The 13,623-nt window shown below is 57.0% G+C and carries 9 protein-coding genes; 8 read left to right on the forward strand and 1 reads right to left on the reverse strand.

Going from position 1 to position 13,623, the window contains the following annotated elements; all coding sequences use genetic code 11:
• Positions 1–74 precede the first annotated feature (74 nt).
• The 7 genes from ACR0JW_RS13490 to ACR0JW_RS13520 all read left to right on the forward strand — a co-directional run bounded on the left by ACR0JW_RS13490 (position 75) and on the right by ACR0JW_RS13520 (position 10,561).
• Positions 75–2,543: a CoA transferase gene (locus ACR0JW_RS13490; RefSeq protein ID WP_480714048.1), complete on the forward strand. Its 2,469-nt coding sequence runs from the start codon at positions 75–77 to the stop codon at positions 2,541–2,543.
• Between the two features lie 356 nt (positions 2,544–2,899).
• Positions 2,900–3,325 carry an SRPBCC family protein gene (locus ACR0JW_RS13495; RefSeq protein WP_170681766.1) on the forward strand — a complete coding sequence of 142 codons (426 nt, stop codon included), beginning with the start codon at positions 2,900–2,902 and terminating at the stop codon, positions 3,323–3,325.
• The gene (locus ACR0JW_RS13500; RefSeq protein WP_170825301.1) at positions 3,318–4,022 is read left to right on the forward strand and encodes an aspartate racemase/maleate isomerase family protein; all 705 of its coding nucleotides are present in this window, start codon (positions 3,318–3,320) and stop codon (positions 4,020–4,022) included. Before ACR0JW_RS13495 ends, ACR0JW_RS13500 begins: the two co-directional genes overlap by 8 nt.
• Positions 4,023–6,431 carry an FAD-dependent oxidoreductase gene (locus ACR0JW_RS13505; protein ID WP_170825302.1) on the forward strand — a complete coding sequence of 803 codons (2,409 nt, stop codon included), beginning with the start codon at positions 4,023–4,025 and terminating at the stop codon, positions 6,429–6,431.
• Positions 6,432–6,659: 228 nt separating this feature from the next.
• On the forward strand, positions 6,660–8,582 hold the full coding sequence (locus ACR0JW_RS13510) for a DUF3604 domain-containing protein (protein WP_170681760.1): 1,923 nt from the start codon (positions 6,660–6,662) through the stop codon (positions 8,580–8,582).
• Between the two features lie 162 nt (positions 8,583–8,744).
• On the forward strand, positions 8,745–9,575 hold the full coding sequence (locus ACR0JW_RS13515) for a peptidyl-prolyl cis-trans isomerase (RefSeq protein WP_480714049.1): 831 nt from the start codon (positions 8,745–8,747) through the stop codon (positions 9,573–9,575).
• Positions 9,572–10,561: a HupE/UreJ family protein gene (locus ACR0JW_RS13520; RefSeq protein WP_170681756.1), complete on the forward strand. Its 990-nt coding sequence runs from the start codon at positions 9,572–9,574 to the stop codon at positions 10,559–10,561. The genes ACR0JW_RS13515 and ACR0JW_RS13520 overlap by 4 nt, the downstream gene beginning before the upstream one ends.
• A gap of 184 nt (positions 10,562–10,745) precedes the next feature.
• On the opposite strand, the gene ACR0JW_RS13525 is transcribed toward ACR0JW_RS13520, so the two are convergent.
• Positions 10,746–11,600: a Hint domain-containing protein gene (locus ACR0JW_RS13525; RefSeq protein WP_170681754.1), complete on the reverse strand. Its 855-nt coding sequence runs from the start codon at positions 11,598–11,600 to the stop codon at positions 10,746–10,748.
• A 301-nt stretch (positions 11,601–11,901) separates the two neighbouring features.
• Between ACR0JW_RS13525 and ACR0JW_RS13530 the strand changes: the two genes are divergently transcribed.
• Complete coding sequence (locus ACR0JW_RS13530; RefSeq protein WP_170681752.1) at positions 11,902–13,386, forward strand: BCCT family transporter; 1,485 nt, start codon at positions 11,902–11,904, stop codon at positions 13,384–13,386.
• Positions 13,387–13,623: the final 237 nt, after the last annotated feature.

The following is a 13,623-nucleotide window of genomic DNA, read 5'->3' on the forward strand; positions in this document are numbered from 1 at the left end:
CGCAGAAAATTCAAGACTACGCTTTCCCCAATTTGCAGTCGAACCAACCACACCGGCAAAAGGGCCTGACCACCATGCGAAACCGACCGCTTTCGAACATTCGGGTTCTTGATTTCGGCCAATATCTGGCCGGGCCGCTGGTCGGGATGATGTTGGCCGATATGGGGGCGGATGTGATCCGCATCGATCCTCCGGGCGGACCGCGCCTGAAATCACCCGCATCGGATATGCTGTCACGTGGAAAGTCCAACCTGGAATTGGACCTTAAATCGCCAGGCGGTCTTCAGACAGCCCTGCAACTTGTTCAGCGCGCCGATGTTGTCATCGACAATTTCCGGCCGGGTGTGATGAAACGTCTTGGTCTGGGACCGGACGCCCTGCGGCAGGCAAATCCCGCCATTGTTTCGCTATCGATGCCCGGCTTTGCCTCAACCGATCCGGAACTGGCCGATATTGCTGCGTGGGAGGCAGTGATCGCTGCGCGCACAGGGCAGTTCACGGATATGGGCCTGAACCGCCGGCTTATGGGGATCAACCCTTCCTTCACTCCGCTGGGGCTGGCTTCGGCCTACGGGGCAACGTTTGGCGCCATGTCGGTGCTGTTTGCACTTCGCGCGCGGGGCAGAAATGGCGGGGATCATATCGAGGTTCCGCTGGCCTCAGCCCTCTTGGAGGGGCTGGTCTACAATTGCCAGCAAATCGAGGACTATCCGGATCGCTACAAATCCCCGCGAGAAGTTGAACTGGAACGGCGCGCGGCAGAAGGTCTGCCGCTGAATCTGGAGTTTTCGGAATTGTCGGAATTCCTCGACCCGTTCTACCGGACCTACCCCTGCGCAGATGGCCGGGGTTTTTATGTTGTGGCATGCAGCATCAAGGGTCATCCTGAACGCGCGCTTCGAACGCTTGGGCTTGGCGATATGGTTGAAAGCCTGCCAGATTTCGACGCCTATCTGGATCAGAAAGACTGGCCCGCGGAATGGTCTACACGCAACTATCCGGTCGGCGTTTCGGACCGCGCCCGCGTATCCACCGCGATGAAAGCGGCCTTTCTGACCCGTCCGGCCCATGAGTGGGAGACGCTGTTCGGGGCATCGAAAGCACCGGCAACGTCCCAGCGATCCTCACAGGAATGGCTGAATGATCCGCACGCGCTGGCTTCGGGTCTTGTGTTGGAGGTCGAACATCCCGTGCACGGCAGGATGCGTCAGATGGGCAATGTCGCGTGGCTGGCAGAAGATGCCGAGGCTCCGGTCAAGCACGCGGCCAAGCCTGCCGACCTTGCCGCGCTTCTGGCCGAAGAGCCCCGGGCCTCGGCGGTCACTGACCCCGCCGGACAGGGCTGGCTGGACGGGCTGAAGGTTCTGGACCTGACCAATGTCATCGCCGGCCCCACCATCGGCTCGACCCTTGCACGGTTCGGTGCCGAAGTCACTTTGGTACAACCGGTCGATCCGTCGGTAGACCCCTGGAATGCGGTTGTGTTTGGCATGCACGCGCATCGCGGCAAGAAGAGCATCCTTTTGAACCTGCGCAGCGACGAAGGGCAAGAGGCTCTGGCGCGCCTGATCGCTGAATCCGACGTCATCACCATGAACGGCACCGATGCGCAGCGCGATACGCTGGGCTTGTCACCGGACCGGCTAAAAAGTATCAATCCTAAGCTGATCCTGGTTCAGCTAGACGCATTTGGCGGGCCGAAGATCGGGCCGAAGTCCAACCACCTTGGCTATGACGATCTGGCCCAGGCGGCCACCGGTATCATGGTGCGTTTTGGCGGCGGCATGGAAACGCCGGAAGAGCACGCGCATTTTGGCACGATCGACGTTTTGACGGGGTACTGTGCCTGCGTGGCGCTTGGCGGGGCGCTGATGCGGCTGGACCAGACAGGAGAGGGCGGCATTGCGCGCGCCTCGCTGGCGGCTGCGGGCAACCTGATTCAGGCCCAGTTCATGTATGACTATGACAGGCGGGCGTTGTTTGACGAACCTTCGGGGCGTCAGGCGCTTGGCTGGGGGCCGTTCTATCATTGCTATAAAGCGGCGGACGGGTGGATGTTCTTCGCCGCCCCAACCGAGCGAGAGAAGGCTTTGCCGAATATCCCCGAACTTGCCGACCTTGCAAATCTGCCGGAGTGTGAAGTGAAGGCCGGCCTGGCATCGCGCTTCCGCGAACGTCCCGTGGCCTTTTGGAAAGCAGCATTCGCCGCTTCGTCCAGCGCCGTTGTTCCATTAGGGTCGCTGCACGAAACCCGCGATGCCGCCCTGCAACCGGAAAGCGGTGGAGAGGTTGATCTGTCACAGGCGACATTCCGCGTGATCCGCCACGACCGGCATCCGATGTGCCGCTGGACTGATCTGGTGGCGCCAAATGCCGTGCGCCCGAAAAAGGGCCGTATCACCGTGCCTTCGCACATGCCAAAATATGGGGCCCACACGCGCGAAATCCTGGCGCGGATCGGGTTGGCCGAAGATGCAATTGATCACATGATCAAGACCGGGGCAGCGGCAATGCAGTGGTCCGACAAATACCTTCCCGAATAAGGGCAGAGAATCCCAAAAGGTCGGACTGACCTCGGGCAAGCGGAGTGGGCTATTGGGTCATCTAACGGACATCGGTCCGATGCGCGCTCGACGCAGCGCTTTCGGACCAGCAACCTGTCGACCAAGGAAAGTGTCACATGATCGTGGTGCGAAAGCGTAAGGCCCATGAGTGTCCAGTTCCACGACTGTCGTCTTCGCCTCGCAGACCGCCCGAGCGTGGACGATTGGCGCGAAGTTGGTGCACAATCAATATGGGATCGCGCCCTCACATCTCCGTTGAACGACACAAGGGATATTCACGCGATTTACCACTCGCTTGGATCACTGAAAGGGAAAAGATGCACGTTTTTCGCAGTATGATCATAGATGCAAATATCGACCGGGTCTGGCAGGCCGTCCGAAACTTTGACGGGTTAGCAGCCTGGAACCCAGGAGTGGATAAGGCCACTTTGCAAAATGGAGCGCCGACCGCGACCGGGTCAATTCGCAGCCTGCAAATTCGCGACGGGACGGTGTTTCGCGAGACCCTGCTTGCGCATTCCGATATCGACCACTTCTATACCTACGACATTCTCGAAAGTCCGCTTCCCGTCGAAGGATACGTTTCGACGCATCGATTTATCCCGATATCACATACCGATCAGACCCTGGGCATTTGGGAAAGCCGATTTAACTGTGCGCCTGATGTCGCAAACGAGATGGACAGTATCGTGGGTGACGCAATCTACATTGGTGGCATGGAAGGTTTGAACCGATATCTCAGGGAGAACCAGCATGACTGACACGCTCGCGCCCCGCGCCATTGTCGGCGTGATGACACCGGCGATGAATACCGTCGTGCAGCCGGAGCTGGAGCTTTTGCGGCCGAACGGTGTGACCAACCAGATGCAGCGCTTTCGCCTTGGTGGGGACGCTGTGTCGGATGATCTGCCTGAAGAAGCGGCCAAGCTGATGGATTGTAACCCCGGGGTAATTGCCGTGGGGCTGACAACGGATGCAGGGGCGGGTGGGCCGGACAAGCTGGCGGCCCGGTGCTCGGAAGTCTCTGATCAGGTAGGCGTGCGTTTGCTGGGCGCTTCGCAAGCCAACTACGCGGCGCTTCGCGCACTTGGGGCGGTGCGGGTCGGAGTTGTCACTCCGTTCAGCGCAGAAGTGGATGCGGTTGTAAAAGCCAATACCGAGGCCGCCGGATTTGAGGTTGCCGCGATCAAGGGAACGGCGGCGCCGACACTCCCCGAGATTTGCGAAACACCGCTTGACGATATTCGCGCCGTCTTCTCTCAGGTGGCTGCATCGGACTGCGATGTCATCCTTCAGGTTGGCACCGCATTGCCTGTGATCTCACTGATCGCGGAACTTGAAGAGCGCTATGAAAAACCGATCGTCGCATGCAATGCGGCCGTGTATTGGCAAGCGCTTCGCGCCATCGGCATCAAGGATGCGATCCCGGGCTACGGCACATTGCTGGAGAAACACTGAATGCAGGACCACGTGCAGGTCGCCGTCATCGGTGGCGGCGCCGTAGGGGCGGCTATCCTTTACCATCTTGCCAAGGCGGGCATTGCCGATGCGCTGCTGCTCGAGAAAAATGAGCTGACGGCTGGCTCGACCTGGCATGCGGCAGGCAACATTCCCACTTACGCCAACTCGTGGCTGGGGATGCGCGCGGGCAACTACGCCTGGCGTCTTTACAAGGAACTCGCAACCCACCCGGATGCACCGATTACCTACCGCCACACCAAGGCAATCTGGCCCGCACACACGCCAGAGCGGATGCAGCTGTTTCAGCATTTGTGTGGCGTGTCGCGATCCGCGGGGTTCGAGCTTTCGATGCTGGAACCGTCGGACATTGAGAAGATGCACCCTTACTGGAAGGCGGGGAATGACGTTCTGGGCGGCATTCTGGACCCCTATGAAGGTGATATTGATCCCAGCCAGTTGACGCAGGCCTTGGCCAAACACGCGCGGGACATGGGAGCCGAGGTGCGCCGCTATACCAAAGTCACCGGCCTCAGACAGCGCAGCAGCGGAGACTGGGAGGTCGAAACATCGGCTGGCAGCCTGATTGCGGGAACCGTAATCAATGCGGCGGGATCGAGCGGCGCGCAGATCGCCGCGCTTGCCGGAATGAAACTGCCTGTCGTGACCCTGGAACACCAATACATGGTTACGAGCGCTTTGCCTGAGCTGGACACGGACAGTGATCTTTTCCCGCTGATCCGGGACCCGGATTTAAGGTTCTACCTGCGCCGGGAACGGAACGCGTTCCTGCTGGGGTCTTACGCGCATGAAGGTCGACCGGTCTGGATGGATGGTGTTCCCGGGGATTTTGACCATCAGCTTTTTGCTGACGATGTCGACGGGATGATGGCGGTGTTCGAGGCCGCATGCAGCCATGTCCCGCTGCTGGAACAAGCCGGAGCACAACGTTTCGTGAATGGCCCCATTACTTATGCGCCGGATGCTCTGCCGCTTGTCGGCCCGGCAAGTGGCGTACGAAATTTCTTCCACGCGACAGGTGTTCAGATAGGAATCACGCATTCAGCCGCGATCGGCAAGGCGATGGCCGAATGGTTGACCGCAGGCGAAACCGAATGGGATCTGAGCGCTTGGGATCCGCGACGCTTTGGCGACTGGGCATGCGGGGATTATGCGGCGCGCCGGGCGTCGGAGCATTACGATCTGCAATATGCGATCCCTTACCCCCACCGCATTCTGACCTCCGGGCGACCCGTCAGGCAGTCTCCGCTTTACGACCATCTGGTTTCACAGGGCGCGGTCATGGGGCAGATCGGCGGTTGGGAACGTGCTTTCTGGTTTGATCCGGCACCTGGTTCAGAGGCTCATGATCTAAGCTTTGGCGAAGAAGCATGGAATGAGCCGGTCCGCAATGAATGCGAGGCCGTTCGGGATGCGGTCGGTATCATGGATCATGGCGGCTTTACCAAATTCACGCTCGAAGGTCCGGATGCGGCCGCGGTTTTGAACAGGGTCTTCTGTAGCTCCCTGCCGGACGTTGGGCGGGTGCGCCTGTCTTACATGCTGACACCAAACGGAAAGATCTGGTCCGAGGCAACGATCGCCCGGCTGGCCGATGACCGCTTTCTGCTCTGCGGTCCGACACTTGCCGTGGACCGTGACTACGACTGGATCGCGGGACAGATAGGCGACGCCGATGCCACGCTCACCCGGCAGTACGAACGGGATGGCGCACTTCTGGTCATGGGGCCGAAATCCCGTGCGCTTCTTGAGCCTTTGACAGACGGCGACCTGACCCGGCCCTGGATGAGCGTTACCGAGACGACGATCGCCGGCGTACCAGTCACCGCCCTCAGGGTGAGTTACGTAGGCGAATTGGGTTGGGAGCTTCATGTCCCTTCCGAGCATCTGACAAAGCTTTACCAGGCCATTTGGGAGGCCGGGCAAAACCAAGGTATTCGAAATTTCGGCTCCTACGCGCTAAACGCAATGCGGGTTGAAAAGGGATATCACGGCTGGGCTGCTGATTTTGGCACGGAATACACACTCTTTGACGCGGGGCTGGCGAGCTTTGCCAACCTGAACAAGGGGCCGTTCACAGGGCGCGAAGCTGTCATGCAGCAAAAGCGCGAGGTGCCAACCTGGCAATTCATCGGACTTGAAATTACAGACCCTGGCCCAGATCCGTTGCCGTCTGATCCCATTGTCCTGGGCGATCGAGTAATCGGTTACCTAACATCCGTGTCGATGGGGTTCCGAAGCGGTCGTCTTATCGCGCTGGGTTATGTGGAAACGGGAACTCTGGACATTGGCCAAAGCTGCCACGTTCAAGCATTTGGCGCACTTCGATCTGCCGTTCGTCACAACCACCACGTCTATGACCCAGAGAACAAGCGGTTGCGCGCCTGAGTTCCGCAAGCACTGGTTCCTGGTCACGAGCATGGGCGAAACCGAAAAATGTTCGCAGGTGGAAACCTCGAATTGGAAACGGATCGGTTGCCTTTCCAGCACCACGAGAACCGTGGTCCGGAAAATTCCTCACGGAAATCGACACGCTGTGATATAAACAAAATCGAATGTTAAGGGGCTGCGAAAAGTTCCTCCATTCTGTTGGTATAGTTGATTTGGGAGGTCACTATGTTTCGGATATCCGCGTGTTTTTTCTCATTGGTATTTGCGCCGACAATTGTTCTTTCTGACGCCGTGCCAAGCAAAGAGGCGGCCGAAGACTTGTTCTCGGACCGACCGTTTTCGCCATATGCCAACCGGACTTTTCCCGAACGCCCGCTTTGGGGGGACACGCACCTTCACACGGGGCTTTCGTTGGATGCGGGTGCCTTTGGGAACACCCTGCTGCCGGACGACGCATGGCGTTTCGCCAAGGGTGAGCAGGTCATTTCTTCCACCGGCCAGCCTGTCCGGCTGGCCCGGCCTTTGGATTGGATGGTTCTGACGGATCATACGGACCTGATGGGATTTGCCCCGGATCTGCAAGCTGGCAAGCCCGGTGTTCTTGCCGATCCAAAAGGTCTGGAATGGTACGAGGGCTACAAAGCCGGCGGTGAAGAGGCCGGGAAAACGGCGTTCGACATTATTACCAACTTCTCGCAAATGACGTTGCCGGAAGTTCTTCTCGAGTCCTATAGCCCGGGTGCCGACGCTTTCGCCTTCACCTGGGAGAACATTGTCTTGGCGGCCGAGCGGCATAACGACCCCGGCGACTTTACCGCTTTCATCGGGTTCGAGTGGACCTCGGTACCGAAGGGTTTCAATTTGCATCGGAACGTCATGCTGCGCGATGGGCCGATCAGAGCGCTTCAGATGGTGCCCCCGGTGACGCAGCCGCCTTACGGCGATACAGACCCAAAGGCGCTTTACGCGTGGCTTGAAGAGTATCAGGAAAAAACCGGGGGGCGTGCAGTTGCCTTTGCCCATAACGGCAACCTGTCAAACGGGTGGATGTTCCCGACCGAAGATACGTATCACGGCGGTAAGGTGGACGAAGAGTACGTGGCGGCCCGTGCGAAATGGGAACCCCACTACGAAGTCACGCAGATCAAGGGTGACGGCGAAGCGCATCCGTTCCTGAGCCCGGATGACGAATTTGCAGACTACGAAAACTGGGATGTAGGCAATCTGGATATCACCGAGCTGAAGACCGATGATATGCTGGCCGGTGAATACGCCCGAGAAGCACTGAAGCGCGGTCTGTTGCTGGAAGAAAAGTTTGGCGTAAACCCCTATAAGTTCGGCATGGGCGGCGCGACGGACAGCCATACGTCACTGGCCACTGCCGAAGAAGACAACTTCTTTGGAAAATCTGTCAGTGTTGAACCTTCGGCCACGCGGATCAAACATCCTTTCATTGCCAATGATCTGGGTGAAATTCCCGGCGACCTTCTGGTCGCTTCCGGCTACACGGCCGTTTGGGCGACCGAAAACACACGCGCTGCGATCTTTGATGCGTTCAAGCGGCGCGAGACTTATGCAACAACCGGCCCCCGGATCGGCCTGCGGTTCTTTGGCGGATGGGATTTCAATGACGCGGACGTTGAAACGCGTTTCCTAGCAGATGTCGGCTATACCAAAGGGGTCCCGATGGGTTCGGACCTGCGCCCCCGCGAAGGTGATGGTGCGCCCGCATTCCTGATCGCTGCTCTGCGCGACCCGGTTGGTGCCAATCTGGACCGCGTGCAAGTGGTAAAGGGATGGCTCGATTCCGACGGAGCTTTGCAGGAAAAGGTCTACGATGTGGCGTGGTCGGGTGATCGTGTTGCTGATGAAAACGGCAAGGTTCCCGCGGTTGGAAACACCGTGGATGTAGACACCGCAAGCTGGACCAACACAATCGGAACCGCCGAACTGGTTACGGTTTGGTCTGATCCTGATTTCGATCCGAATGCGCGGGCCTTTTACTACGTGCGCGCCATCGAAATCCCCACACCACGCTGGGTGCTGTACGACAAGCTGAGGTTCGGTGCCGAATTGCCGGAAGACGCGGTTCTGACGCATCAGGAGCGCGCGTATTCCTCTCCGATCTGGTACACGCCGGAAGAGTGATCCAATCTGGGGACGGAATTGGAAGCCGGGGCAGGGACCTCTGCCCCGGTGCTGTCACCAACTTTCTGAAACACACAGGGTGTTCGTTTCTTGCAAAACCCAACCGGGTGATGCCAGCATCGATACATAGAACCGGATCGTGTTTTTCTTGCAGGAGCCTTCATGCGATTATTGAAAGAACCTCTGTTCCATTTCTTCTTGATTGGAGCGGCGATTTTCGTTTGGTTCCATTTGGTTGCGCCGGAAGCCGAGGCTGTTGAAGACATTGACACGATAGCAATCGACGAAAATGATGTTGCGCTGCTGTCAGCTCAGTTTGAAGCTAGGTGGAAACGCAGACCAAGCGACGCTGAGTTGCAAGCCTTGGTCGATGCATCCATTCGCGAAGAGGTGCTGGTCAGAGAAGCGAGAAAGCTTGGCCTTGATCGCGGCGATACCGTCATCAGGTCCCGGCTGAGCCAAAAGATGGATTTTCTGTCTGAAGCGATCGCCACATCGGTTGTTCCGGATGACGAAGAATTAGAGGCTTTTCTGCAGGAGAACTCTGAACGCTACGCAACATCTGCCAAAGCGGCCTTCATTCAGGTTTTTCTGGGTGAAAAGCCAGGCGACGCAGAAATCGAGCAGGCTCTGACCGCGCTGAGGACCGAGCAAGAGCCTGATGGCCTTGGAAGCTCGACATTGCTGCCCGCTTCAATGCCCATGACCGCGACAAGAGTCATCGACTCGGTGTTTGGAAATGGGTTTTCCGAAGGTCTGACAACGCTGGATGTGGGTGAATGGACCGGACCGATCCGGTCGGGATATGGGGTGCATCTGGTCAAGGTTGTCGCCATCGAACCCAGCCAACTGCCGCCGTTGGCAGAAATCCACGGTGTGGTAATGCGGGATTGGCGTCGCGCTGCGAGCGAAGATCTGGCGCAGGCGCAATATGAGGCTCTTGCCCGAAACTATGAAATCGTAGCTCCCGATCTTGCAGGCCCGACCAAATGAAAGCGGTTGTCTGTCTTGTTTTTGCTCTGCTGTTTGCCTTGTCGGCAGGTAAGGCTACCGCACATGCGCTTGATCCGGGTTATTTGGAAATTCGCCAAATCGCTTCAGGCACGTGGAGCGTTCATTGGCGAAAGCCGGATGTGAACGGTCGACCGATGGCGATTGATGCGGTCCTACCGGAGGGCTGCGCCCCGGCGCGGGGCCCGGACCCGGTTTCAGACGGCAGAGCCTGGGTATCTTCATGGGTTGTCGAGTGCGGGGCAGGTATAGCTGGCCAACCCATTGCGATTGAGGGGCTAGAGACTCAAAAGAACGACGTATTGGTGCGTTTGCACCCTCTGCAAGCCGAGCCGACGACCCTTCGTTTCACTCCTGATGCCGCCATCCAGAAAATACCTACCGAACAGACGACGTGGTCAGTCTTTTCCGCGTATTTCCTGTTGGGGTTTGAACACATACTGGAAGGCTGGGATCACCTGCTGTTTGTCTTTGCGCTGTTCATTCTGGTTCGTGACCCGTGGAGGCTGGTTGGCGCTGTAACGGCTTTTACAGTTGCGCACTCCATAACTCTGGCGCTTGCAACTTTCGGTGTCCTGAATGTCCCCGGTCCGCCGGTCGAGGCTGTAATCGCGCTTTCAATCGTTTTCCTCGCCATGGAGATTGTGAAGGGCGGCGAAGGTCGGTTCCGGTTGTCAAAACAGAAGCCCTGGATCGTATGTTTCGGATTTGGGCTTTTGCACGGCCTTGGCTTTGCGGGAGCATTGGCTGAGATCGGACTGCCCTCAAGCGATATTCCGGCGGCGTTGCTTGCCTTCAATGTCGGCGTCGAGGCAGGCCAGCTCAGTTTCATTGGCGCTTTGGCTCTTCTCATAGCCGCCGGGCGCTTCATAGCGGTTCCGATTGGTCAAACGGCGACAACTGTTACCGCTTATGGCATTGGCTCAGTTTCGATGTACTGGCTCATAGAACGCGTAAGTGGCTTCTGAATATGTTGGCTGCGGTGTGTGGGCAGGCTATCACGCGCGTTGCATCCACCTTTGGAAATGAAGCCTGATTTGGGCTCATCGTAGTCCTTCATTCAGTCGCAGCGAAAACTGCTTCAACAACAATACGAAGTCAGCAGGACCAAGGATAGAATGAAGCCAGTCTTTCCTGCTAGCGCAAAACGGGTCAGGCAAACATCACCATTGCTTCGCGACGAGAAACCATGGGCTTTGCTGCTCTGACAGTTCTTAACTCGCAGAACAAATCCGGAAACAGGAGTTTGATTTCATCGGTTTCACTGCGCCCAAGCTGGTCACCAAGAAACAGACTTTCCGATGGAACTCCATTTGCGAAGACCACCTCGTGTGTTTCCAGCAACAGATGGTAGTAGGTGAACGTTGTACGGGAGTAATCCAATGTGACACCCGGAAATCCAACAAGCGCCTTGGCGGGCATCAGGACCTCTCGCTCACCAAAAAGCAGTTCCGCTTTGTAGCCAGATACCAACAATCTGTGTTGCTGGGAAATCACCAGGGGCCGGTCGTTCCCAAGGACGCCGGTGTCTATTCTCAACGGTTGCAATGACGGATTGCGAAGCAGCATCGAGGGCACGACCTGTCGGCCGCCGATCCAAAGAATTGGCATGTGTCCGCCTGATGCCGTTGTAACCAAGTCTCCCGCTTGCAGGTGTTCAACCAGGACTTCGCCTTGCGGTGTCCGGATCAACGTGCCGCCAACAAAGCAGGGAGGATTGCTGGGATCGAGGTCGCCTTCTGTAATTTTCCAGTTGCCCGTCTGCATCGGGCCAGTGGGATCCGTGGTGTTATAGGCATAGACCTGTCCGCCAACTCTGATGAATTCGCCGGACTCACCGGTGCCGCGATAGTTGCCCTGACCGAGATACGTGTAGGCTTGGAACGTCTGCCCACCGTCGAAAGAAATGGTCGAGCCGCTGATTATCGCAGGCATCGTGGTGTTTTGAACAATCAGATCACCTTGGCCTGTCTCATTGACAGTATGCGCCAATATATCAAACGCCACCGACTTCCCCTGTACATGCCGTTCAATGCTATTTTAGGGCATTATATTCACTTATAGTAATTTTTTGAAAAGCATTGTTTGCACAATTCGAGCGCGACACAGCCACCCATCGGTTTTTGATCGTTTTTTTGTGCGGACCAAGACGAAGTCGGTCACCATGCGGCAGGGAGCGGACGAAAATGGCCACTGCGAGGGCAGGATAAGCATCGGCTTCTCGTGGCAATCCACGTTTGCGACTTTGTGTGACGGTATTTTGTGATTACGGTGCCAAGGCAGACGCACTTCTTCAGATTGGCGAGCGATGAAAGTTAACGCGCTATTGGTATCGGCCCTTCTGGTCAGCAGCGGCATTGCCATTTGGGGCATTGTCGACCCACAGGGCCTGGGATCCGTTTCTTCCACAGTTGTTTCGATTCAATTCGAAAGCCGGGGCTGGTTCATTATGCTGGAAGCCAGTGCACTTTTGTTGCTGTCGATCTATCTCGCGCTGTCCAGGTTCGGTTCGATACGAATTGGTCCCGAAGGATCGGAGCCCGAGTTTTCCACTATCGCCTGGATAGCAATGCTGTTTGCGGCGGGTATGGGCGTTGGACTGCTGTTCTTTGGCGCGTCAGAGCCTCTCACGCACTTTTCGGTTATTCGCAACTTCAGCGCCGACCCGGAAGCGGCCAGCCTGGCCATATTTGTCACCTATTTGAACTGGGGTTTTCATGCCTGGGCGATCTATGGCGTCGTCGGGCTGATTATTGCGTATTTTGCATTTCGGAGAGAGCGCTCCTTGCTGTTGAGTGCACCGTTGCTGGACGTTTACGGGGACAAAGCCTGGACCCGGGCGTTGGCGTGGGTTTTCGATTTCTTGTCGGTTGTTGCCATCGCCGTCGGGCTGGCAGGCTCATTGGCGATGGGGGTTTTCCAGATTCAAACGGGATTGGCAGGGGTCCTGGGAATACCAAACTCGTATTCGCTGACCGCGATTATCTTTGTCGTCATGTGCATTGCATTTCTTATCCCACTTCGGCGCGATCTGGGTGAGGGGATGTCCAGGCTGTCAAATCTGGCCATGAGTATCGCAATTGCCCTGCTGGTTTATTTGCTGCTTGTTGGTCCCACGTCCTTCGCGATGAATTCCATCGTTTCCGGTTTTGGCCGGTACGTTTTCCACGTCATACCCGCCGGGTTTTCGACAACCGAGTTTTTCGACGAAACCGTTTCCACATGGTTTCAGGACTGGACGCTGAACTACATGATCTGGTGGCTTGCATGGTCCCCGTTCGTCGGGATTTTCATTGCAAGAATTTCGCGCGGCCGCACGATCCGCGAGTTTCTGACCGGCGTCATCATCGCGCCGACTTTGTTCTCGATCTTCTGGTTTGGCGTTTTCGGCGGGATTGGTATCTTTGACGTTCTGGATGGAAGCGGCCATCTTCTGGAGGTGAACGCCGAAAGCCTCGATGCGACGACATTTGCTTTGTTGCAAGAGTTTCCTCTGCAATACGTGACACAGATCGCAACCATCGCGGCCGCGTTCCTGTTTGTGGTCACCAGTGTTGTCAGCGCCGGATTCACGCTTGCAATGATTGGAACAGGCGGAGATGAAAACCCTTCCCCTGGCGTGCGTACCATCTGGGGCGTGGTGCTTGGCGGCCTGGGGCTGGCGATGATCTTTGTGAACGACGTGGCGCTCGTTCGATCCATTATCGCGCTGTCAGCCATCGCGTTTGTCTTTATTGTGCCTGTCCTTGTTATTTGCCTTCTCAAGTCGCTGATGAAGGAGGTCACGAAATGACGGGATCAATCGTCGATACGGTGCTGAATGTAACAGTTTTCGCCTATATCGGCTTTTTGATTTGGCTTGCCCTGTACCGCGTTTAGCGCGGTGCGGAGGTAAGAAAACAGTGTCGGTTAAGCGGATTGGGGTGCGTTCGACATAGGCCGAGTTTCGGTATCCGCTGAATTGCTATCTGGGTGTTTTGCGGGCATTACCGACATCCAGAGTTTTGGGCAGACCACATATGTGACCCTG

The sequence above is a fragment of the Ruegeria sp. BG6 genome, assembly GCF_056538465.1.

What these genes read in the sequence shown, in the direction of transcription:
- ACR0JW_RS13490 (WP_480714048.1), top strand. Translation starts at nt 75, where the DNA reads ATGCGAAACCGACCGCTTTCGAACATTCGGGTTCTTGATTTCGGCCAA.
- ACR0JW_RS13495 (WP_170681766.1), top strand. Translation starts at nt 2,900, where the DNA reads ATGATCATAGATGCAAATATCGACCGGGTCTGGCAGGCCGTCCGAAAC.
- ACR0JW_RS13500 (WP_170825301.1), top strand. Translation starts at nt 3,318, where the DNA reads ATGACTGACACGCTCGCGCCCCGCGCCATTGTCGGCGTGATGACACCG.
- ACR0JW_RS13505 (WP_170825302.1), top strand. Translation starts at nt 4,023, where the DNA reads ATGCAGGACCACGTGCAGGTCGCCGTCATCGGTGGCGGCGCCGTAGGG.
- ACR0JW_RS13510 (WP_170681760.1), top strand. Translation starts at nt 6,660, where the DNA reads ATGTTTCGGATATCCGCGTGTTTTTTCTCATTGGTATTTGCGCCGACA.
- ACR0JW_RS13515 (WP_480714049.1), top strand. Translation starts at nt 8,745, where the DNA reads ATGCGATTATTGAAAGAACCTCTGTTCCATTTCTTCTTGATTGGAGCG.
- ACR0JW_RS13520 (WP_170681756.1), top strand. Translation starts at nt 9,572, where the DNA reads ATGAAAGCGGTTGTCTGTCTTGTTTTTGCTCTGCTGTTTGCCTTGTCG.
- ACR0JW_RS13530 (WP_170681752.1), top strand. Translation starts at nt 11,902, where the DNA reads ATGAAAGTTAACGCGCTATTGGTATCGGCCCTTCTGGTCAGCAGCGGC.